This window comes from Streptomyces alboflavus (assembly GCF_000716675.1).
GTDB classification, from domain to species: Bacteria; Actinomycetota; Actinomycetes; order Streptomycetales; family Streptomycetaceae; genus Streptomyces; species Streptomyces alboflavus.
The window spans coordinates 22,305-44,841 of record NZ_JNXT01000039.1 but is presented as its reverse complement, the minus strand read 5'-3'; the positions used below and the strand labels follow the sequence as shown (position 1 = coordinate 44,841).

Sequence of the window (22,537 nt, the reverse complement as noted above, 5' to 3'; positions counted from 1 at the left end):
GGTTTGCCAGAGCCCAGGTTAAGGAGGGGGGCGCGTACAGGGAACGGGAGGGGGTCATCGGAGACCGCACTGTGACGCGGGCGGGGTGCGGACGCCTGCCCGGCGAGGGCCAGTTGGCGTGCCCGCGGCGGGCGGCCGGGGGTCCGTCGGTGTGCCCGCGGCGGGCGGTCGGGAGTCAGCCAGCGTGCCCGCGGCGGACGGTCGGGGGCCCGTCGGCGTGCCCGCGGCGGACGGTCGGGAGTCAGCCGGAGGGCCGGTAGGACGTCGACGCCTGCTCGAACAGACGCGTCACCTCGTCCCGCTCCGCCTCGGGCCCGCGCACCTGGAGCACGTGGTACTTCCCGTCCACGGCCATCGCGAGATTGCGTACGAAGACCTCGGTGCCGTCGGTGTCCTGCCACGTGAACTGCCCCTCGGCCCGGGACTTTCCGCCCACGTCGACGAGCCGGAGTCCGCTGGACGTGGCCCACGACGAGTCGCGGAACGGCTGGAGTTCGCGCTCGTCCTCCTTCTGGTACTTCATCGGGTCCGTGCCGAAGTCGCCGGTGCTGTCGCGGCCGGGGACGACGAGGAGCTCGAAGCGGCCGTGGCTGTAGAGGACCTGACCGCGGCCGTTCTTGGGATGCCGGTCCCAGCCGTCGGCCACGGCCACCCGGAAGCCCTCGGCGTCCTTGCGCAGCGTGAAGCCGGACGCGAGGTCCGGGTCGGTGGTCTGGGGCTCCTGCGAACCGGGCGTCTTCTCCGGGTCCGACGCCTTCCCGTCGTCACCGTCGCCCGTGCCCTTGCCGTCGTCGTCCGGCGCCTCGCCTCCGCTCGGGCGCTCGCCGTTGCCGTCGGGCGCCGGGCTGACCTCGCCCGCGTTTCCGGTGCGGCCGGTGCCCTCGCCCTCGCCGGACTCGGGCATGAACAGCATCGCGTACGCGACGGCCGCCACCAGACCGGCCAGGATCACGACGAGCAGGACACGGCCAAGGGACCTCGGTCCCCGGGCGCTCGGTGCCCGCTCGGGGCGCGGCGCCCGCACCGGCCTGGTGTCCCTGCCGCGCTCCTTGACGCGCTCCCGACCGCGCTTGTGGCGGCCGTGGCCCTGGCCGCCGTCGTCCCCGGCCGGGACCGGCGCGGGCGAGCGGCGCTTGCGGACGACCTCGCCGCGGCGGCGTACGACGGGCAGCTTGCCGCCGTCGTACGGCGGCGCGGGCACCACGTGCACGCCCGCGTCCGGCTCCGGCGCCGACCGCACCAGGGAGCGCAGCCAGCCGCTCAGCTCCTCGAAGTCGATGCGCTCGGTCGGGTCCTGACGCAGCAGCGACTCGACGACGGGCCGCAGCGGACCGCACTCCTCCGCGAACGCGGGCGGCTCCGCGCACACCAGCTGCACCAGCTCGGCGGTGCTGTCCTCCGGATACGGGGCGTGGCCCTGGACGGCGCGGAACAGCAGCGCGCCGAGCGCCCACAGGTCGGTGGCGGGCCCGATCGGCGCGGCCAGCTGCCAGTTGTCGTGCACCGGCCCGGCCTGCTCCGGCGCCCACCGCTCCGTGACGGCGCCGACGACGGTCATCCGGGCGTGCCGGGCGCGCTCGGCGGCGAGCGCGGTGGTCGGACCACGGCGCGCGCGCAGCTCACCGGCGGGGTCGTCCCACTCGCCCTCACGAGGACGGGCGTTGCCCTCGGGGGCACCGGTCGTGCCCCTGTGGCCGGGCGACTTGGCGAGGTCGGGCGCGGGGCGGGCGGCGGGCGCGGGGAGGTTCTGCCTGGGCTGGTACGGAGTCGGGGCGTACGGGGTCGACTCGCGCGGGGCCGAGGAGGCCGACGCGTGCGGGGTCGAGGGGTACGGGGTGGACTCTCGCGGCGCCGACGCGTGCGGGGCCGAGGGGTACGGCGCCGGGCGCGCGGGGGCCTGCCGGTCCGGGGCGGGCTGCGTCCGGGCGGAGGGGAGCTGTGCGGACGGGAGCTGTGCGGACGGGAGCTGCTTGGTGAAGGGGTGGGGCGGGGGGCTCTGCGCGCCGCCCTGTGCGCCGGGGGCGCGTTGCGGGGCCGGGGCGCCGTGCGGGCCCGGGGCGTGGTGGGCGTCGGGTGCGCCGTGGGAACCCGGCGCGTTGTGGGAGCCCGGTGCGCCGTGCGAACCCGGCGCGCCGCCCTGCGCGGGCACGGCTCCTGCGCGCGGCACAGCCCCGTGCCACGGCTTCTTCTGCCGCTCCCGGACCCCGTACGGATCCGAGATGTGCCCGACGGAGCCGCCCGCGCCGACGGAACCACCGTCGCCGTCCGCGCCCTCGCCGCCATAGGTGTCGTACGCGCCGTCGCCGCGCTCGGCGCCGCCGTCCGCCTCGGCCCGCCCCGCCGCGCCGCGCTCGCTCACCCGGGCCGCGGCCCGCGCCGCGCCCGCCCGGTACGCGGCGATGGCCCCGGCCCGCGCCGCCCTGAGGTCCCGCTCGGCGCTGCCGTACGGCGGCTCGGCCCCGCCGTCGTCCGCCTGCCGCGCGGCCTCGATCGCGGCGTGCCCACGCGATCCGTTGCCGCCGTGCTCGCGGTGGGAGCCGTTGTCTCCGTACGCGCCGTGCTCGCCGTGCTCACCGTGCTCGTCGTACCCGGCGTACTCAGCCGACTCGTCGTACCCGGCGTACTCGCCGTCCCCGTCCGCCCCCGCGGCCTCCAGCGCCGCGTACCCCGCGCCGCCCACCGGCTCGGGCACCGCGCCCTCGGGCTCGGTGAAGCCCGCGAAGTCGTCCTCCTCGGGCCGCGGGTCGTACCCGCACAGGGCCTCCTCCGCAGCGCCCGCGGCGAGCCCCGTCAGCATGACGCGGCCGTCGTCGCAGACGAGCACCGTGCGCGCGGTGATGTTCCGGTGCACCCAGCCGTGCGCGTGCAGGACGCGCAGGGCCGTGACGACGTCCGCCGCGACCTCCGCCGCGCGGAAGGGGTTCAGCGGCCGGTCGGCCAATAACGCCGCGAGCGGCCGGGCCGCGACCAGTTCGCTCACTATCCACAGCGAGCCGTCCTCCGCGAACACGTCGAAGACCTGGTCGAGCCGCGGGTGGTCGGGGATGCGCGCGGCGGCCTGGGCGGCCTCGATGGCCCGCAGGACCGCGGGGTCGCTCGGCCTGCGCGTCGCGCGCGAGCCCGCGCGCCGGGCGCCGCCACGGGCCGCGCTCCCGCGCGCGCTCCGGAAACCCTCGGGCAGCCCGCCGGGCAGGACGTCGCTCAGATCGCCGTCGCCGTACGCCTCGTCGCCGAGCACCTCCGCCTCGACGATCTCGGGCAGCGGCACCTGCCGGACCAGGACCTCCTGGCCGCTGTAGGTGTCGAAGGCGCGGGTCTCGGCGAGTTCGTACTCGTCGGACGGGGGCAGCGGCAGGCGGTAGCGGTCGGCGAGCACCCGTCCCGCATAGTCGTCCACGATGCCTCCCCCATCCGCCCGGTGGTCAATTCCGTTCGACTTACGGCTCGTTGCGGCTGCTTACCCTCCGCAAGCACTCACGATACGTGCCACAACCGAACCGTTTTGGGGGGATGCGAGATCTCGCCGGTCATCGCCCGGCCATCTCACCGGTCCCGCCCCACCGTCACTTCTTCGGCTCGAAGGTCCGTGTGAACGTCCGCCAGGCTTCGCGTCGCTGATCGCTGCCCCAGTCGTCCGCTTTCGCGGTGTACATCAGTCCGTAGCCCAGGCCGCCGTTGACGACGAAGCCGCGGTCCACGGAGCGGTACTTCGTACCGCCGTCCACGTAGGTGAATTCCCAGTCCGCCGTGTTCCAGCCGCGGAAGTCGACCTTCTCGATGCGGATCCGGTCGTACTGGGCCCGGCGCATGCCCAGTTCCTGGTTCTTCCAGTCCGCGACGGGGTTGTCCTTGGGCGTCGGGGTCCAGCCGATGAGCAGCTTCTGCCCGTTCGGCCCGGTGAAGCGCGCGCCCGCGCGGTCGGTGGTGCGGAACTTCCAGCCCTTGGGCAGGCCTATCGAGAAGCCCTGCGGATGCTTGTACGTCTCCTCGGCGCCGTCCTTGCCCTTGCCGTCGCCGCCGATGGGCGAGCCCTGCCCCGCGTCGTCGTCCTTGCCCGAGCCGGAGTTGTCGTCCTGCTCCTTGCCCTGGTCGCCCTGGCCGTCCTTGCCCTTGCCGGAACCGGAGTCGTCGTTCTTGCCCGAGTCCTTCCCCGAGTCCTTCCCGGAGCCCTTCTCCTCGCCCTCGCCGCCCGCGGTCGCCCCGCTGGACGAGGACGTGCCGCCGCCGCTCTTGTCGTCCTTGGCGCCGTCGCCGTTGAGCGCGAACGCGAGCACCGTGCCGAGCACGGCGAGTGCGACGACCACCGCGATGATCACCAGCGTCCGCCGGGGCACCACGTCCGTGAGCGGCGCCCGCGCGGGCGGCTTCGGCGGCCCACTGGGCTGCGCGGGGATCCGCGCGCCGCCGTGCGAACCCGCGCCCGCACCGGTGGAGTTCAGCCCCACGCCCGCGCCGGAACCGGCGCTCCCGGAGGCCACTCCCGAGGCTGAGCCCGCGCCACCCGAACCGGCGCCTCCGCCCCGCCCCACGCCACCAGCACCAGCACCAGCACCAGCACCACGCTCGGCGCCACCGCCCCCGGCCGCACCGCCGATACGTTCCCCCGCACCAACCACACCGGAAGCAGCCGCCCCCGAAGCGGCCGCCCCGCTCGCCGTGCCGGATGCAGCACCCGCTGCGCCACCACCGCCGTGCCCGGTCACCCCGGACCCGGCCGAAGCACCCGACGCCGGACCGGCGTTGCCCGCGCCACCACCGGCGACCGGACCGCCGACCGACGCGGCACCACCTGCCCCACCAGCCGCGGCACCGCCCGCCGCACCCGCACCGCGAGCCGACGTGGCCGCGGCCGCCGCCTTCTTGCGCACGGAGCGGAACGCGCCCTTCAGCCGCTCGGCGGCCTCCTCGCCCTTACGGGCACCGGGAGCACCGGACGGCGGCGCCTGCGGCGGGACCGGGGGCAGCGGCACGACCTTCGTCGCGTCCACCGGCTCCGCCGGTGCCTTGACCTCGGGGATGTCCGGGGCGTTGACGACCTCCAGGAGCATCGCCCGCGCGCTCGCGTCGTCGAGCCGCTGCTCGGGGTCCTTGGCGAGCAGGCCGTAGATGACCTTCTCCAGCAATGGTCCCGCGTTCTGCGGCGGTTCGACGGCCTCGGTCATCACGGCGGTGAGGGTCGCGATGGCCGAGCCCTTGTCGTACGGGGGCACGCCCTCCACGGCTGCGTAGATGAGCCCGCCGAGCGACCACAGGTCGGCCGCGGGTCCTGGCTTGTGGCCGCGTGCCCGCTCCGGCGAGATGTACGAGGGGGCGCCGACGAGCATGCCCGTCGACGTGATGGACGGGTCGCCCTCGACCTGGGCGATGCCGAAGTCGGTGAGGACGACGCGGCCGTCCTCGGCGATCAGCACGTTGGACGGCTTCACGTCGCGGTGCAGGATGCCCTCGCGGTGCGCCGAGCGCAGCACGTCGAGCACGGCGAGCCCGACCTCCGCGGCGCGCCTCGGCGTGAGCAGCCCGTCCTCGCGCACGGCCTCGGCCAGGGACTTGCCCTCGACCAGCTCCATCACGATCCACGGCCGGTCGTCCTCGTCGACCACGTCGAAGACCGTCACGGCACTGGTGTTGCGGATCCGGGCGATCGCCTTGGCCTCGCGCAGCGTGCGCGTGATGAGCCGGCGCTTCTCGTCCTCGTCGATGCTCGACGGGAAGCGCAGCTCCTTGACCGCGACCGTGCGGCCCAGTGTCTCGTCCTTGGCCCGCCAGACGGTTCCCATGCCGCCGCGGCCGAGCACGTCACCGAGCCGGTACCGGCCCGCGAGGAGACGTGCGCTCTGATCCTGACGAGCCTCGCCCGTCCGCTCAGCCTCCGACATGCGTCCCCTCAACTACCCGCACAACCAGCCCCGACAGAGCCTTCATTGTCCCTCACCCGGGGACCTGCCGACGCCGCGGGTCCGTCGTCCCACATCATGGACATTCCCACCGGGTGAACCCCGGCGCACCACCCCAAACCTCGCTGTCCATACCCCCCTTGGCCACCCTCCTCGGGTCAAACCACCCAGAACCCCTGACCACTCCTTGACTACTTGCTGACAAGCGGAAGGTCAGCCTCCCCGTCTTCTCCCGAGGGGGAGGCCGAACTCCGGCGGCACGCCGTCCGACCGCGGCGGCCCGCGGCCGGAGCCGCCCGCGGCTACAGCGGCACGATGTCCGGCGCCCCGAGCCGCGCCGCGTCCGCCGTCAGGTCGTCCGGCTGGCGCTGCGACTCGCGCTCGGCCTCCACCCGCTTCTCGTAGTGCTGGACCTCGCGCTCGATCTGGTCCTTGTCCCAGCCGAGCACCGGCGCCATCAGCTCCGCGCACTCGCGGGCGCTGCGGGTGCCGCGGTCGAAGGTCTCGATGGAGATGCGGGTGCGGCGGGTGAGCACGTCGTCCAGGTGGCGGGCGCCCTCGTGCGACGCGGCGTAGACGACTTCGGCGCGCAGATAGTCCTCGGCCGCCGCGAGCGGCTCGCCCAGGGACGGGTCGGCGGTGACCAGCTCGAGCACTTCCTCCGCCAGGGAGCCGTACCGGTTCAACAGGTGCTCCACGCGCACCACATGGAGACCGGTGCGCGCCGCGATGCCCGCGCGGGCGTTCCACAGCGCGCGATATCCCTCCGCCCCGACCAGCGGGATGTCCTCCGTGACGCAGTCCGCGACCCGCTGGTCCAGACCGTGCACCGCCTCGTCGACCGCGTCCTTGGCCATGACGCGGTACGTCGTGTACTTGCCGCCCGCGACGACGACCAGGCCCGGCGCGGGATGGGCGACCGTGTGCTCGCGGGACAGCTTGCTGGTGGCGTCCGACTCCCCGGCGAGCAGCGGCCGCAGGCCCGCGTACACCCCCTGCACGTCGTCGCGCGAGAGCGGCACCGCGAGCACCGAGTTCACATGCTCCAGGAGATAGTCGATGTCCGCGCTGGAGGCGGCCGGGTGGGCCTTGTCCAGGTCCCAGTCGGTGTCCGTGGTCCCGATGATCCAGTGCCTTCCCCAGGGGATCACGAAGAGCACGCTCTTCTCCGTGCGCAGGATGAGCCCGGTCGAGGAGTTGATCCGGTCCTTCGGCACCACCAGGTGGATGCCCTTGGACGCCCGCACGTGGAACTGGCCGCGCTCGCCGACCATGCCCTGGGTGTCGTCGGTCCACACGCCGGTGGCGTTCACGATCTGCTTGGCGCGGATCTCGTACTCCCCGCCGGCCTCGACGTCCTGGACGCGGGCGCCGACGACGCGCTCGCCCTCGCGCAGGAAGCCCGTGACCCGGGCGCGGTTGGCGGCCTTCGCGCCGTACGCCGCGGCCGTGCGCACGAGGGTGGCCACATAGCGGGCGTCGTCCATCTGCGCGTCGTAGTACTGCAGGGCGCCGACCATGGCGTCCTTCTTCAGGCACGGGGCCACGCGGTGGGCGTGACGGCGGGTCAGGTGGCGGTGCGTCGGCAGGCCGCGGCCGTGGCCGCGCGCCATCGACATGGCGTCGTAGAGCGCGACGCCCGAGCCCGCGTACAGCCGCTCCCAGCCCTTGTGCTGGAGGGGGTACAGGAACGGGACGGGCTTCACGAGGTGCGGCGCGAGCCGTTCGAGGAGCAGGCCGCGCTCCTTCAGCGCCTCGCGCACCAGCGCGAAGTCCAGCATCTCCAGATAGCGCAGGCCACCGTGGATCAGCTTGCTCGACCGGCTCGACGTGCCCGACGCCCAGTCCCTGGCCTCGACCAGACCAGTGCTCAGGCCGCGGGTGACGGCGTCGAGCGCGGTGCCCGCGCCGACCACGCCGGCGCCCACGACAAGAATGTCCAGCTCGTGCTCGGCCATGCCCGCGAGTGCCTCGGCGCGCTCCGCCGGGCCAAGAGTCGCTGTCCTCACCGCTGCCTCCCGTGCTTTTCGGGTGTGGTCGCGCTCACATCATGCCCAGATTCTGGTCGCGCCCGCCGAGTTCGGCCACGGCCTGTGGAAAACCTCGGGACCGATGAGTCCGCTGTGGCTGCTGTGTCTGCCGGGAGCAGCGGGGCCACCGGGAACCTCCGCGAGCGCGGAAACCGCCGCCAACACTCCGATGCCGGGAGGGGCCCAATCCCGCAAATCGGTCATATTTACTCCTAGTCTGACATTGCGCTCGCCCATCTTGTCCACAGGGCTTGCGCGAACGTCCCGCTTTGGCTATATCCGCCCCGGCTATTGGGAAGGACGGCTCACCGCCATGCCAGCTGACCTCGCCGTCATCGGTCTCGGCCACCTCGGCCTGCCCCTCGCCCAGGCCGCCGCCGCCGGCGGCATCGCCACCATCGGCTACGACCCCGGCCGCGCACCCGACCTGGCCGGGGGCCGCCTTCCGGGTGACGGCACCGAAGGGACCCTCACCGCCGCCGACGTCCGCCGGATGCTCTCGGGGGGCTTCCGGCCGACCACCGACCCCGCCGAACTCGGCCGCGTCCGCACGGCCGTCATCTGCGCCCCCACGCCCCCGGCCGCGGACGGCTCGCTCGACCTCGACCAGGTGGCCGAAGCCGCCCGCGCCCTCGCCGCCCGCCTTCGCCCGCACACCACGGTCATCCTGGAGTCGCCCGCGTACCCCGGCACCACCGAGGAGTTCCTGCGCCCCCTCCTCGAAGAGGGCTCGGGCCTGCGCGCCGGACGCGACTTCCACCTCGCCTACTCCCCCGCCCGCCTCGACCCCGGCAACCGCACCCACGGCTACGCGGGCACCCCCAAGGTCATCGGCGGCCTCACCCCCGCCTGCACCGAGTCCGCCGCCGCCTTCTACGGCCGTCTCACCGACAAGGTCGTCCGCGCGCGCGGCCCCCGGGAGGCCGAAACCGTGCACCTCCTGGAGACCAACTACCGGCACGTGAACATGGCGCTGGTCAACGAGATGGCGGTGCTCTGCCACGACCTCGGCATCGACCTGTGGGACGTCATCCGCTGCGCCGAGACCAAGCCGTTCGGCTTCCAGGCCTTCCGGCCCGGCCCCGGAGTCGGCGGCCACGGCGTCCCCCTGGACGTCCCCGGACCCGCGCGCGGCCTGCGCCCCCTGCGCCTGGTCGAACTGGCCCAGCAGGTCAACGACCGGATGCCGGGCTATGTGATCCAGCGCGCCGCGACCCTGCTCAACGAGCACGGCAAGTCCGCGCGCGGCGCCCGCGTGCTGCTCCTCGGCGTCACCTACAAGCCGGACGTCGCCGACCAGCAGGGCGCCCCCGCCCAGGAGATCGCGGTCCGCCTCATGGAGCTCGGCGCCGCCGTCAGCTACCACGACCCCTACGTGGGGCACTGGAACGTTCTCGGCCATCCCGTGCCCCGCGCGGACACCCTCTACGAAGCGGCCGCCGACGCCGACCTGACGATCCTGCTCCAGCACCACCGCACCTACGACCTCCAGGGCCTCGCCGTGAAGGCCCAGCTCCTGCTCGACACGAGGGGCGCGACCCCGGCGGGCGCCGCCCACCGCCTCTGATCCCACACACAACCCCCTGGGGCCCTTCGCGTGCTGCTGCTACCGTGCGGATCCAGTCACTTACCGCACACCAGTGCGCTCACTTCCCAGGGGGACACCAGATGACGCAGCCCACGCCTCCAGGCCAGGGCGGGCAGCCGTACGGCCAGCCGCAGCAGCCGCACGGCGGCCAGCCCGGATACGGCTACCCGCAGCAGCCGCAACAGCCCTACGGCCAGCAGCCGCAGCAGCCGTACAACCCCTTCCCGCAGCAGCCGCAGCCCGGTGGCTTCCCGCCGCCGCCCCCGGCCGCGCGGGGCAACGTGGGCCTCGGCGTGGTGGCCGCCCTCGTCGCCGCCCTGGTCGCCGCCGGCGTCTACGGAGGCATCATCGGCGCCACCGAGCACGAGATCGGCTGGGCGGCGGTCGGCGTCGGCTTCGTCGTGGGTCTGGCCGCGGGCAAGGTGGGCGGCCCGAACCCGGCGGTCGGCGCCCTCGCCGCGGTCTTCTCGCTCGGCGCGGTGTACCTGGGCCAGCTCGTCGGCGCCTCCATCGTCATCGCCGACAAGCTGAACCTCGACTTCACCGAGGTCTTCTTCGACCACTTCGACTTCGTGCAGGAGGCGTGGAAGCACGACGCCGACGCGATGACGTACGTGTTCTTCGCCATAGCCGCCTTCGCGGCCTTCGGCAGCGCCAAGCGCGCCTCGCAGTAGGCCGTCGAGGGCGCCCCGGCGAACACGACCGGGACCCGGAACGCCAAGGAGCCCGGGCCGCCGACAGGCGGTCCGGGCTCCTTGCTGCTCAAGCCCCGTGCAGCGGTCAGCGGCGGTGCTGCGAGTCCGCCACCGTGACCTCGACGCGCTGGAACTCCTTCAGCTCGCTGTAGCCCGTGGTGGCCATCGCGCGGCGCAGCGCTCCGAAGAAGTTCATCGAGCCGTCCGGGATGTGCGACGGGCCGGTGAGGATCTCCTCAGTGGTGCCGACGGTGCCGAGGTCGACCTTCTTGCCGCGCGGCACGTCCTCGTGGACGGCCTCCATGCCCCAGTGGTGGCCCTTGCCGGGCGCGTCCGTGGCGCGCGCCAGCGGGGAGCCCATCATCACGGCGTCCGCGCCGCAGGCGACGGCCTTGGGCAGGTCGCCGGACCAGCCGACGCCGCCGTCGGCGATGACGTGGACGTACCGGCCGCCGGACTCGTCCATGTAGTCGCGGCGGGCCGCGGCGACGTCGGCCACGGCGGTGGCCATCGGCACCTGGATGCCGAGGACGTTGCGCGTGGTGTGCGCGGCGCCGCCGCCGAAGCCGACCAGGACACCGGCCGCGCCGGTGCGCATCAGGTGCAGGGCGGCGGTGTACGTGGCGCAGCCGCCGACGATCACGGGGACGTCGAGTTCGTAGATGAACTGCTTCAGGTTCAGCGGCTCGGCGGCACCGGAGACGTGCTCCGCCGACACCGTCGTGCCGCGGATCACGAAGATGTCCACGCCCGCGTCCACGACGGCCTTGGAGAACTGCGCGGTGCGCTGCGGCGAAAGGGCGGCGGCGGTGACGACTCCGGAGTCGCGCACCTCCTTGATGCGCTGCCCGATCAGCTCCTCCTTGATGGGAGCGGCGTAGATCTCCTGGAGGCGGCGGGTGGCCTCGTCGGCGGGCAGCTCCGCGATCTCGTCGAGCAGCGGCTGCGGGTCCTCGTACCGCGTCCACAGGCCTTCGAGGTTCAGCACGCCGAGGCCGCCGAGCTCACCGATGCGGATGGCGGTCTGCGGCGACACGACGGAGTCCATGGGGGCCGCGAGGAAGGGCAGCTCGAAGCGGTAGGCGTCGATCTGCCAGGCGATCGAGACCTCCTTGGGGTCCCGGGTGCGCCGGCTCGGCACGACGGCGATGTCGTCGAAGGCGTACGCCCGGCGGCCGCGCTTGCCGCGGCCGATCTCGATCTCAGTCACGTGTGTGGCCCTTCAGCTTTCCTATGGCGCTCCGTATGCCGTTCCAGTATCCCCGACACGCGCGTGGCCACCGGTTGCGGCGGCGACACGTCACGCCGGTGAATCGACTACTTGTTGCGGCTGTAGTTCGGCGCCTCGACCGTCATCTGGATGTCGTGCGGGTGGCTCTCCTTGAGGCCCGCGGACGTGATCCGTACGAACCGGCCATTGGCCTGCAGCTCGGGCACCGTGCGCCCGCCCACGTAGAACATCGACTGGCGCAGACCGCCCACCAGCTGGTGCACGACCGCCGACAGGGGGCCCCGGTAGGGCACCTGGCCCTCGATGCCCTCGGGCACCAGCTTCTCGTCGGAGGCGACGCCCTCCTGGAAGTACCGGTCCTTGGAGAACGACCGCTGCTCGCCGCGCGACTGCATGGCGCCGAGCGAACCCATGCCCCGGTACGACTTGAACTGCTTGCCGTTGATGAAGAGCAGCTCTCCGGGAGACTCCTCACAGCCCGCGAGCAGCGAGCCCAGCATGACCGTGTCCGCACCGGCCACGAGCGCCTTGGCGATGTCTCCGGAGTACTGCAGGCCGCCGTCGCCGATGACCGGGACGCCGGCTTCCTTGGCGGCGAGCGACGCTTCGTAGATGGCCGTTACCTGCGGTACGCCGATGCCGGCGACGACGCGGGTCGTGCAGATGGAGCCCGGGCCGACGCCGACCTTGATGCCGTCGACACCGGCGTCGATGAGCGCCTTGGCGCCGTCACGGGTGGCGATGTTGCCGCCGATGACGTCCACGCCGCCCGCGTTCGACTTGATCTTGGCGACCATGTCGCCGACGAGCCGGGAGTGGCCGTGCGCGGTGTCGACGACGATGAAGTCGACGCCCGCCTCGATGAGCGCCTGGGCGCGGTCGAAGGCGTCCCCGGCGACGCCGACGGCGGCACCGACGAGGAGGCGGCCCTCGGAGTCCTTGGCGGCGTTCGGGTACTTCTCGGCCTTCACGAAGTCCTTGACCGTGATCAGGCCCTTGAGGACACCGGCGTCGTCGACCAGCGGCAGCTTCTCGATCTTGTGGCGGCGCAGCAGCTCCATGGCGTCCACGCCGGAGATGCCGACCTTGCCGGTGACGAGCGGCATCGGGGTCATGACCTCGCGCACCTGGCGCGTGCGGTCGGCCTCGAAGGCCATGTCGCGGTTGGTGACGATGCCGAGCAGCTTGCCGCCGCCGTCGGTCACGGGGACGCCGCTGATGCGGAACTTGGCGCAGATCGCGTCGGCCTCGGCGAGCGTGGCGTCCGGGTGCACCGTGATCGGGTCGGTGACCATGCCGGACTCGGACCGCTTGACCAGGTCGACCTGGTTGGCCTGGTCGGCGATGGAGAGGTTGCGGTGCAGCACGCCGACGCCGCCCTGGCGGGCCATGGCGATGGCCATCCGGGACTCGGTGACCTTGTCCATCGCCGCGGAGAGCAGCGGGACGTTCACCCGGACGTTCTTCGAGATGGACGAGGCGGTGTCGATGTCGCCGGGCGCCATGTCGGACGCGCCCGGCAGCAGCAGCACGTCGTCGTAGGTCAGCCCGAGTGTCGCGAATTTCTCGGGCACTCCGTCGACGTTTGCAGTCATGACACCTTCCCCAATGGCCTTGATCGGTGCGGATGTCCATGCTAACGGGAAGCAAGGCTCTCTCATTCCACAGTGCCGGTGGGGGCCGGGGTTCGTAGGTTTCTACAGCTGCGCTGTGGCGGGGTGGCCCCCCTTGGGCCGGGGGCGGCTTGGCATCGCCGTGATGTGCCGTGCGGGCTGGGCACCGCTGCGGCGGAAAGCGGCGGAAAGCGGCGGAAAAAGGGTCCCGGCTCCGCCGGGGGAAGGAATCCCGGCGGAGCCGGGAGGGCGAGGCCGTGTCCCACGGGGTGGTGAACGTCTCCCTCCCCACCGCACCCTCACCGTTCACGCCCTACGGGAACCACCCACGCCGACCTCGACCCATTTTCAGCCTGTCCGGCGTTTGAGTTTGAGGACGAGCGCGCAGCGCGATGAAAGGGCGGGCGGGTGGGGGAAAAACTACTGCTCGGCCAGCGCCCGCAGGCGGCTCAGCGCGCGGTGCTGGGCCACACGGACCGCCCCCGGCGACATCCCCAGCATCTGCCCGGTCTCCTCGGCCGTGAGGCCGACGGCGACGCGCAGGAGCAACAGCTCGCGCTGGTTGTCCGGCAGGTTGGCGAGCAACTTCTTGGCCCACTCGGCGTCGCTGCTGAGCAGCGCCCGCTCCTCGGGCCCGAGGGAGTCGTCGGGCCGCTCGGGCATCTCGTCCGAGGGCACGGCGGTGGAACCGGGGTGGCGCATCGCGGCGCGCTGCAGGTCGGCGACCTTGTGCGCGGCGATGGCGAAGACGAAGGCCTCGAAGGGCCGTCCGGTGTCCCGGTAGCGCGGCAGCGCGAGCAGCACCGCGACGCAGACCTCCTGCGCGAGGTCCTCGACGAAGTGCCGCGCGTCACCGGGAAGTCGGGAGAGCCGGGTGCGGCAGTACCGCAGCGCGAGCGGGTGGACGTGGGCCAACAGGTCGTGCGTGGCCTGCTCGTCCCCCTCGACGGCGCGTAGGACGAGGGCACCGATCACCGTCGTCTTGTCATCGCGCATCGGTCCATGGTGCCTTGGCGCTGACTGATCTGTGGCACCGCGTCCATAGTTGTGCATCGAAGCGTTATGAGCGGGTGCGCCGGAACTCACCTCCCGCACCCTCCCCTCCCGCTCGGCCGACTCGTCCCCAAGGAACTCCACACCTCAAGGATGCGGCATCGGCGGCGAAGCGCCACAAGCCGCTCCCGAGGCGGGTGCTTGCGGGCCTCCATGGCCCCGTCCGCCGCACGGCGGACGGGAATCACCATGCCCCCGCCACAGCACACTCAGCGAACCAGGCCCCAGCGGAAGCCGAGCGCCACCGCGTGCGCGCGGTCCGAGGCACCGAGCTTCTTGAACAGCCGCCTGGCGTGCGTCTTCACCGTGTCCTCGGAGAGGAAGAGCTCGCGGCCGATCTCGGCGTTCGACCGGCCATGGCTCATCCCTTCGAGGACCTGGATCTCACGCGCGGTGAGCGTGGGCGCCGCGCCCATCTCGGCCGAGCGGAGCCGGCGCGGGGCCAGCCGCCAGGTCGGGTCGGCGAGCGCCTGTGTGACGGTCGCGCGCAGTTCGGCGCGCGAGGCGTCCTTGTGCAGATAGCCGCGGGCCCCGGCGGCGACCGCGAGCGCGACCCCGTCCAGGTCCTCGGCGACCGTGAGCATGATGATGCGTGCTCCCGGGTCGGCCGAGAGCAGCCGCCGCACGGTCTCCACGCCGCCCAGTCCGGGCATGCGTACGTCCATCAGAATCAGATCCGAGCGGTCGGCGCCCCAGCGGCGGAGGACTTCCTCGCCGTTGGCCGCTGTCGTCACGCGCTCGACGCCGGGCACGGTCGCGACCGCGCGGCGCAGCGCCTCTCGGGCGAGCGGGGAGTCGTCGCAGACGAGGACGGATGTCATGGCCGTCCTCCGCAGCTGATGCGCGTCACCTTGAGCCTCCAGGCTGGTACAAGTCGTCACCTGTGCGGTTGACGCACTCGGACACCTGCCCGAGCACTTGTTCTTTCAACCGCCTCCGCACTCTCAACGACGGTCACTCGAAAGAGTTACGGGTCAGTCAGCCGTCTTCGGCACTCTACGTGAGGGCGCGGACACGGCACAGGCGGCGCGGGCGGATGCGCCCTCCCAACGGGCCCCGACGAGCGCCATCAAGAGCTATGCCCCATTTAGCGGCTTTTCTTCCCTTTTCCTGGTGTCTGTGGCTAGATTCGCAATGAGTCATATTTTCATCTCCTTAGACAGTAGATGTACGGTCATGGGCACCGTATCCGCGTCAGAACGGCTACCAGGAGACACGCAATGGCAGATTTCTCCCGCCTTCCCGGACCGAACGCAGATCTGTGGGACTGGCAGCTCCTCGCGGCCTGCCGTGGGGTGGACAGCTCGCTCTTCTTCCACCCGGAGGGCGAGCGCGGTGCGGCACGGAGCGCACGTGAGAACTCGGCCAAGGAGGTCTGCATGCGCTGCCCGGTGCGCGCGGAGTGTGCGGCGCACGCGCTCGCGGTCCGCGAGCCGTACGGCGTGTGGGGCGGGCTGACCGAGGACGAGCGCGAGGAACTGATGGGCCGGGCCCGCAACCGCCTGGTCACGGCGGCGGGCAGCGGCGCGACGCCCTGAAGGAACGTTTCTTCAAGCGTGCCCCGGCTCTGCGGGTGCGCCTCAGCGCGCGGCGGCCCGCGCCAGGTGGTCGAGGGTGGCGGCGACGGCCGGCACCTGCGCCAGGTCGGGCAGCGTGAGCGCGACGATCTCCCGGCGCACGGCGGGCTCCACCGTCACCGCGCGGGCCCCCTTGGGCCGTACCGACTCGATCGCGAGCTCGGGCAGCACCGCGACCCCCAGACCCGCCCCGACCAGGCCGATCACCGCCGGATAGTCGTCCGTGGCGAAGTCGATGCGGGGTGCGAAGCCCGCGCTCTCGCAGACCTCCACCAGCTGGCGCCGGCAGCGCGGGCAGCCCGCGATCCACGACTCGTCGGCCAGCTCACCGATGGTGACGCTGTCGGCCTTCGCCAGGCGGTGCTCCTCCGGTACGAGGCCGACGAGCCGGTCGTCGAGCAGCGGCCGTACGACGAGGTCGTCCCACTCGTCCGCGGCGGCGGCCCCCGCGTACCGGAAGGCGAGCGCCACGTCGCAGTCGCCCTCGCGCAGCATCTCCACCGAGCGCGGGGGCTCGGCCTCCTCCAGGGAGACGCGGGTGCCGGGGTGCGCGGCGCGCAGCGCGGCGAGCGCGCCCGGCACGAGGGTGGAGGAACCGCTCGGGAAGGAGACGAGGCGGACGCGGCCCGCGCGCAGCCCGGCGATGGCGGCGACCTCCTCCTCGGCCGCGGTCAGCCCGGCGAGAATCCCCGCGGCATGCCTGACCAGGGCTTCTCCGGCCTGCGTGAGGCGCATCTCGCGGCCGGTGCGGATCAGCAGAGGCGTGCCGACCGACGCCTCCAGGGCCTTCATCTGCTGGCTGACGGCGGGCTGGGTGCAGCCGAGCTCGCGGGCCGCCGCGGAGAAGGAGCCGGTGGCGGCCACGGCGCGCAGGACACGGAGATGACGGGCCTCGATCATGGTTCGAGCATAAGCGACCCTTGGGCCCATCGCCCAATAATGCGTGGCCGCTTTGAGGAGCGCTCGCTTAGCCTGGCCGTATGAAGCTTCTCTCCGTGAATGTGGGCCGGCCCAAGACCGTCGACTACACCGACTCTCCCGGCGGCCGCACCGGGATCGACAAGCAGCCCGTCGACGGGGCCGTCCGGGTGACCGCGCCCGGCCCCAAGGGCACCGGCGGCAGCGGCCTCACCGGAGACACCATCTGCGACCTGCGCCACCACGGCGGCAACGACCAGGCGGTGTACGCCTTCGCGCGCGAGGACCTCGACGCATGGGAGCGGCTGCTCGGCCGGACGCTGCCCAACGGCGGCTTCGGCGAGAACCTCACGACGTCCGGCGTGGACGTGAACGGCGCACTGATCGGGGAGCGTTGGCGCGTGGGCCCGGACCTGCTCCTGGAGGTGACCTCCTCGCGCATCCCATGCCGCACGTTCCAGGGCCACGTGGGTGAGACGGGCTGGGTGCGGCGGTTCACGCAGGCCGTGCTGCCGGGCGCCTATCTGCGGGTCATCGAGCCGGGCGAGATCCAGGCGGGCGACACGGTCGAGATCGTGCACCGCCCGGACCACGAGGTCACCGTCGCCGTGCAGTTCCGGGCCGTGACCACGGAGCGCGCCCTGCTGCCTTCGCTGCTCGCGGCCGAGGACGCGCTGCACCCGGAGACGGTGAAGAAGGCGCGGAAGTACGTGGAGAAGCTCGGCGCGTAGCGATCCGGGACGACACGAGCCGTACGAGCCGCACATAGCCGCACATAGGGGAAGTCCCTAGGGGCGCACGGGAGTTGAATCGGGGTCGGGTGGGGGCCGTCCCCGATACTCCCGGGCCGGCCGAGCCGCGAGTCTCGAATCATGTCCCGACTCACGAGCAGGCCACGCCTCAAGCGTGTCCTCATCATCCTCGGCAGCGTCGTCACCGTCGTCGCGCTGGCGCTCGGCGGCGGCCTGCTGTGGCTGTGGCAGGACGCCGAGATCAGCACCGTCGGCAAGGAATCCTTCGACAACGCCCTGGCGATACCGCCGCTGGCGAAGTCCCGCGTGGACAAGGACGGCACCCGCGTCTTCGACCTGCGCATGCAGTCCGGCGAGAAGGAGTTCAAGGCCGGACGCGCGACGCCGACCTGGGGCTTCAACGGCGACCATCTGGGCCCGACCCTGCGCGCGAAGCGCGGCGAGAAGGTCCGCGTGCGGATCCGCAACGGCCTCGACGAGGCGTCGACCGTCCACTGGCACGGCATGCACCTGCCCGCGAAGATGGACGGCGGCCCGCACCAGATGATCCGGCCCGGCGGCAGCTGGAGCCCGCACTGGACGGTGGACCAGCCCGCGGCCACGCTCTGGTACCACCCGCATCCGCACGGCGTGACGGAGAAGCACGTGCAGCGCGGCCTCGCGGGCCTGTTCCTCCTCGACGACGAGCGCAGCGCACGCCTCGCGCTGCCGAAGAAGTACGGCGTCGACGACCTGCCGGTGATCGTGCAGGACGTGAGGTTCGACGGCGCGAAGTTCGACCACGGCCACAAGATGATGCGCAACGTCGGCTTCCTCGGCGACCGGACCATGGTCAACGGCACACTCGCGCCGTACCAGGAGGTGGGCGACGAACTCATACGCCTGCGGCTCCTGAACGCTTCCACCGCGCGTACGTACGACTTCGGCTTCCCGGACGACCGCGCCTTCTCCCTGGTGGGCACGGACGGCGGCGCCCTGGAGCGGCCGGCGCGGATGCAGCGGATACAGCTGTCGCCGGGTGAGCGCGCCGAGATCGTGGTACGGATGCGGCCCGGCGAGAGGACCGTGCTGCGCAGCTTCCCGCAGGACAACTACGGGGGCGCCTGGCAGCAGCGGTTCAGCGGGGGCGACGACTCCTTCGACGTGCTCCAGCTGCGGGCGGCGGAGCGGCTGCGTCCATCGCCCGCGCTGCCCTCGGAGCTGGGCGAGCTGGAGGTGCCGGACGGCGCGGGGGCGAGCCGGGCGCGGTTCTTCGACCTGAAGCAGTCCGGGATCAACGGCCGGGCGATGCGGATGGACCGGATCGACGAGGTGGTCACGCGCGGTGCCACGGAGACCTGGACCGTGCGCAACGACAACGGCATGCCGCACAACTTCCATGTGCACGACGTGCAGTTCCGGGTCCTGGAGGTGAACGGCGAGGCGCCGCCGCCGGAGCTGCGCGGCCCCAAGGACACGGTGTTCCTGCCGAACGGCACGACCATGAAGCTGGCCCTGCGCTTCGAGGGCCCGGCCGACCCGAAGACGCCGTACATGTACCACTGCCATCTGCTGAGTCACGAGGACGGAGGAATGATGGGCCAGTTCGTGGTCGTCGAGAAGGGCCAGAAGGCGGGCAAGCCGTCCGGGCGGCACAGCGGGCACTGAGGCTCACTAGCCTTGGTCCATGACTACGGCTCTGATTACGGGATCGACCGCCGGTATCGGCGCTGCCTTCGCGCGGCGGCTCGCCGGTGACGGGCACAACCTGGTCCTGGTGGCACGCGACACCAAGCGGCTGCGCGAGCAGGCGACCGAGCTGCACGACCGGCACGGCATCGAGGCGGAGGTCCTGACCGCCGACCTCGCCACGGAGGACGGCATCACGGCCGTCGAGGAGCGGCTCGCCCGTCGCCGCGACGGAGTCGACCTGCTGGTCAACAACGCCGGATTCGGCAACAAGGGCCACTACTTGGAGGTGCCGCTCGCCGACGAGCTGACGATGCTGAAGGTGCACTGCGAGGCCGTGCTCCGGCTGACGTCGGCGGCGACGGGGGCGATGCGGGAGCGGGGCCGGGGCGGCGTCGTCAACGTCGCGTCGGTGGCGGCGTTCGTGCCGCGCGGGACGTACGGCGCGTCCAAGGCGTGGGTCGTGCAGTTCACGCAGGGCGCGGCGCGGGACCTGGCGGGCACGGGGGTGCGGCTGATGGCGCTGTGCCCCGGCTTCGTCCGCACGGAGTTCCACGAGCGGGCGGGCATGGGCACGGACAACATCCCCAAGTGGATGTGGCTGGACGCCGACAAGCTGGTGGCCGCGGCCCTCACCGACCTGGCCCGCGGCAAGTCCCTGTCCATCCCGGACCCGAGGTACAAGACCCTGATGGGAGTGGTGAAGGTGACCCCGAGGGCACTGCTGGGCGGGGTGACATCGAGGACGGGCCGCAAGTACGGCCCGAAGTAGCCCTGGGAACACGCCCCGAAGGGGTACCGCTCCGCTGAAGGGCGCCCCGCACAAGGACGCCCCGAACCAGGGCGCCCCGCACGAGGAGCGCCCCGAAGGGGCGCGGGGAACTGCGCGAGGACGGACCACGCCCCGCACCCGGCACCCTTGAGAAACCCGGCAGACGCGAACCCGCAAGCGCGAAGTCGAACCGCACGGCGCGGAGCCGAAATCGCGAAGGCCCGGCATCCCGCGACGGGATGCCGGGCCTTCGACCGAGCTCAGGCAGCTCAGGCCGACCAGGGCCGACCCGGACTCAGGTCACCGCTCAGTGCGAGTGACCGTGCCCGTGCCCGTGACCGGCGTCAGCCTCTTCCTCGGCCGGCTTCTCGACGACCAGCGTCTCGGTCGTGAGCAGCAGGGAGGCGATGGACGCGGCGTTCTCCAGGGCGGAGCGCGTCACCTTGACCGGGTCGATGACGCCGGCCTTGACCAGGTCGACGTACTCGCCGGTGGCGGCGTTGAAGCCGAAGCCCTTGTCCAGCTCCGCCACCTTGGTGGTGATGACGTAGCCCTCGAGGCCGGCGTTCTCGGCGATCCAGCGCAGCGGCTCGACGACGGCGCGGCGCACGACCGCGACACCGGTGGCCTCGTCGCCGGTCAGGTCGAGGTTGCCCTCGAGGACCTTCGCGGCGTGGACGAGCGCGGAGCCACCACCGGAGACGATGCCCTCCTCGACCGCGGCGCGGGTCGCGGAGATGGCGTCCTCCAGACGGTGCTTCTTCTCCTTCAGCTCCACCTCGGTGGCGGCGCCGACCTTGATGACGCACACGCCGCCGGCCAGCTTCGCGAGGCGCTCCTGGAGCTTCTCGCGGTCCCAGTCGGAGTCCGTGGCCTCGATCTCGGCCTTGATCTGGGCGACGCGGCCCTCGACGTCAGCGGAGTTGCCGCCGCCGTCGACGATGGTCGTGTCGTCCTTGGTGATGGTGACGCGGCGGGCGGAGCCGAGCACGTCCAGGCCGACCTGGTCGAGCTTGAGGCCGACCTCCTCGGCGATGACGGTGCCGCCCGTGAGGGTGGCCATGTCGCCGAGCATCGCCTTGCGGCGGTCGCCGAAGCCGGGGGCCTTCACCGCGACGGCGTTGAAGGTGCCGCGGATCTTGTTCACGACCAGGGTCGACAGGGCCTCGCCCTCGACGTCCTCGGCGATGATCAGGAGCGGCTTGGAGGAGCCGGCCTGGATGACCTTCTCCAGGAGCGGCAGCAGGTCCTGGATGGAGGAGATCTTGCCCTGGTGGATCAGGATGTACGGGTCGTCGAGGACGGCCTCCATACGCTCCTGGTCGGACACCATGTACGGCGACAGGTAGCCCTTGTCGAAGGCCATGCCCTCGGTGAAGTCCAGCTCCAGGCCGAAGGTGTTGGACTCCTCGACGGTGATGACACCGTCCTTGCCGACCTTGTCCATCGCCTCGGCGATGAGCTCGCCGACCTGCGTGTCCTGGGCGGAGAGCCCGGCCACGGCGGCGATGTCGGACTTGTCGTCGATCGGGCGGGCGGTGGCGAGGAGGTCCTCGGAGACCGCCTTGACCGCGGCGTCGATGCCCTTCTTCAGGGCGGCCGGGGAGGCACCGGCGGCGACGTTGCGCAGGCCCTCCTTGACCAGGGCCTGGGCCAGCACGGTGGCGGTGGTGGTGCCGTCACCAGCGATGTCGTTGGTCTTGGTCGCCACCTCCTTCACCAGCTGGGCGCCGAGGTTCTCGTACGGGTCCTCGACCTCGACCTCACGGGCGATGGTGACGCCGTCGTTGGTGATGGTGGGGGCGCCGAACTTCTTGTCGATGACGACGTTGCGGCCCTTGGGGCCGATCGTCACCTTGACCGTGTCGGCAAGCTTGTTGACGCCGCGCTCGAGGGCGCGACGGGCGTCCTCGTCGAACTTCAGGATCTTCGCCATGGGAGCGGTTCAGCCCTCTCGGAAACTCGGGTCCGGGGGAAGCCCCCGGGAAATATGCTCGGCAAACGCGCTGCGCCCCTCGCCGCCCGGCAATCAGCGGGGTGACCAGGGGCGCAGCGGAAAGCAAATCTGCAGGTGAAGCCGTACGGCTACTTCTCGATGATCGCGAGCACGTCGCGGGCCGAGAGGACGAGGTACTCGTCGCCGTTGTACTTCACCTCGGTGCCGCCGTACTTGCTGTAGAGCACGACGTCGCCGACCTTCACGTCGAGCGGCAGGCGCTCGCCGTTCTCGAAGCGGCCCGGGCCCACGGCGAGGACAGCCCCCTCCTGGGGCTTCTCCTTCGCGGTGTCCGGGATGACCAGGCCAGAGGCCGTGGTCTGCTCGGCGTCGAGCGGCTGGACCACGATGCGGTCCTCAAGCGGCTTGATGGCAACCTTGGAGCTGGCGGTCGTCACGATCCGACCTCCCCCTTCGGAGATCTCGCGGGGTTAACTGATCTGAGGTGGCGACCAGGTGGATCCGTCGTCGCGGGTGCCGGACCTGCCCGTCGCTGTTGGCACTCTCCAGTGGGGAGTGCCAGGCCCGAGACTAGGACGACGATTAGCACTCGGTCAAGCGGAGTGCCAATGCAGGCGGCGTTACGGGGGGTCGGCGGGGCACTTGTGGGCCGGAGCCCGGGCTCACGCCTTCGGACAACGTCCCGCGCGGGCGCAGGGTTCCGAGCGGTCCGGGCCCGCACCGCTGCTCCGCCTGCGGCAGCTTGGGCGGGAGTTTCCGCGGGATCTTCTCGGCCGCCTTCCGGCCGAG

Annotated in this window: 16 protein-coding genes; 6 read left to right on the top strand and 10 right to left on the bottom strand. The window is 72.1% G+C overall.

Features of this window, described 5'->3' with window-relative positions:
• Window positions 1–241: 241 nt before the first annotated feature.
• The 3 genes from OO63_RS26800 to OO63_RS26790 all read right to left on the bottom strand — a co-directional run bounded on the left by OO63_RS26800 (window position 242) and on the right by OO63_RS26790 (window position 7,903).
• Entirely contained in the window at window positions 242–3,397 is a 3,156-nt protein-coding gene (locus OO63_RS26800) for a protein kinase (protein WP_031192520.1), read from the bottom strand.
• Between the two features lie 166 nt (window positions 3,398–3,563).
• A complete protein-coding gene (locus OO63_RS26795) occupies window positions 3,564–5,876 on the bottom strand; it encodes a serine/threonine-protein kinase (protein WP_030361429.1) in 2,313 nt (770 codons plus the stop codon).
• Between the two features lie 320 nt (window positions 5,877–6,196).
• Complete coding sequence (locus OO63_RS26790) at window positions 6,197–7,903, bottom strand: glycerol-3-phosphate dehydrogenase/oxidase (protein WP_030361428.1); 1,707 nt, start codon at window positions 7,901–7,903, stop codon at window positions 6,197–6,199.
• 334 nt (window positions 7,904–8,237) lie between these two features.
• Here OO63_RS26790 and OO63_RS26785 point away from each other — a divergent pair, with 334 nt between their 5' ends.
• Both OO63_RS26785 and OO63_RS26780 read left to right on the top strand, forming a co-directional pair.
• On the top strand, window positions 8,238–9,491 hold the full coding sequence (locus tag OO63_RS26785; protein ID WP_030361427.1) for a nucleotide sugar dehydrogenase: 1,254 nt from the start codon (window positions 8,238–8,240) through the stop codon (window positions 9,489–9,491).
• A gap of 101 nt (window positions 9,492–9,592) precedes the next feature.
• On the top strand, window positions 9,593–10,186 hold the full coding sequence (locus tag OO63_RS26780) for a hypothetical protein (RefSeq protein WP_030361426.1): 594 nt from the start codon (window positions 9,593–9,595) through the stop codon (window positions 10,184–10,186).
• Between the two features lie 106 nt (window positions 10,187–10,292).
• Here the strand turns inward: OO63_RS26780 and OO63_RS26775 are convergent, their stop codons facing one another.
• The 4 genes from OO63_RS26775 to OO63_RS26760 all read right to left on the bottom strand — a co-directional run bounded on the left by OO63_RS26775 (window position 10,293) and on the right by OO63_RS26760 (window position 14,925).
• Window positions 10,293–11,417 (bottom strand): GuaB3 family IMP dehydrogenase-related protein, encoded by a 1,125-nt coding sequence (locus OO63_RS26775; protein WP_030361425.1) that lies wholly within the window; start codon window positions 11,415–11,417, stop codon window positions 10,293–10,295.
• 107 nt (window positions 11,418–11,524) lie between these two features.
• Window positions 11,525–13,033 carry an IMP dehydrogenase gene (guaB, locus tag OO63_RS26770; protein WP_030361424.1) on the bottom strand — a complete coding sequence of 503 codons (1,509 nt, stop codon included), beginning with the start codon at window positions 13,031–13,033 and terminating at the stop codon, window positions 11,525–11,527.
• A gap of 438 nt (window positions 13,034–13,471) precedes the next feature.
• Window positions 13,472–14,047: a sigma-70 family RNA polymerase sigma factor gene (locus OO63_RS26765; RefSeq protein WP_030361423.1), complete on the bottom strand. Its 576-nt coding sequence runs from the start codon at window positions 14,045–14,047 to the stop codon at window positions 13,472–13,474.
• 266 nt (window positions 14,048–14,313) lie between these two features.
• Window positions 14,314–14,925: a response regulator transcription factor gene (locus OO63_RS26760; RefSeq protein ID WP_003948568.1), complete on the bottom strand. Its 612-nt coding sequence runs from the start codon at window positions 14,923–14,925 to the stop codon at window positions 14,314–14,316.
• A 399-nt stretch (window positions 14,926–15,324) separates the two neighbouring features.
• Between OO63_RS26760 and OO63_RS26755 the strand changes: the two genes are divergently transcribed.
• Window positions 15,325–15,642 (top strand): WhiB family transcriptional regulator, encoded by a 318-nt coding sequence (locus tag OO63_RS26755; protein ID WP_030361422.1) that lies wholly within the window; start codon window positions 15,325–15,327, stop codon window positions 15,640–15,642.
• Between the two features lie 42 nt (window positions 15,643–15,684).
• Here the strand turns inward: OO63_RS26755 and OO63_RS26750 are convergent, their stop codons facing one another.
• Complete coding sequence (locus OO63_RS26750) at window positions 15,685–16,581, bottom strand: LysR family transcriptional regulator (protein WP_030361421.1); 897 nt, start codon at window positions 16,579–16,581, stop codon at window positions 15,685–15,687.
• An 80-nt stretch (window positions 16,582–16,661) separates the two neighbouring features.
• On the opposite strand from OO63_RS26750, the gene OO63_RS26745 reads away from it, so the two are divergent.
• From OO63_RS26745 to OO63_RS26735, 3 genes are all read left to right on the top strand, one after another.
• On the top strand, window positions 16,662–17,330 hold the full coding sequence (locus tag OO63_RS26745; protein ID WP_030361420.1) for an MOSC domain-containing protein: 669 nt from the start codon (window positions 16,662–16,664) through the stop codon (window positions 17,328–17,330).
• Between the two features lie 141 nt (window positions 17,331–17,471).
• Window positions 17,472–18,998 (top strand): multicopper oxidase family protein, encoded by a 1,527-nt coding sequence (locus OO63_RS26740; protein WP_078619377.1) that lies wholly within the window; start codon window positions 17,472–17,474, stop codon window positions 18,996–18,998.
• A 19-nt stretch (window positions 18,999–19,017) separates the two neighbouring features.
• Window positions 19,018–19,791 (top strand): SDR family NAD(P)-dependent oxidoreductase, encoded by a 774-nt coding sequence (locus tag OO63_RS26735; RefSeq protein WP_030361418.1) that lies wholly within the window; start codon window positions 19,018–19,020, stop codon window positions 19,789–19,791.
• A 307-nt stretch (window positions 19,792–20,098) separates the two neighbouring features.
• Here the strand turns inward: OO63_RS26735 and groL are convergent, their stop codons facing one another.
• Together groL and groES are read right to left on the bottom strand one after the other, a co-directional pair.
• Window positions 20,099–21,727 carry a chaperonin GroEL gene (gene groL / locus OO63_RS26730; RefSeq protein ID WP_030361417.1) on the bottom strand — a complete coding sequence of 543 codons (1,629 nt, stop codon included), beginning with the start codon at window positions 21,725–21,727 and terminating at the stop codon, window positions 20,099–20,101.
• 149 nt (window positions 21,728–21,876) lie between these two features.
• The gene (gene groES, locus OO63_RS26725; RefSeq protein ID WP_004955293.1) at window positions 21,877–22,185 is read right to left on the bottom strand and encodes a co-chaperone GroES; all 309 of its coding nucleotides are present in this window, start codon (window positions 22,183–22,185) and stop codon (window positions 21,877–21,879) included.
• Between the last annotated feature and the right edge of the window lie 352 nt (window positions 22,186–22,537).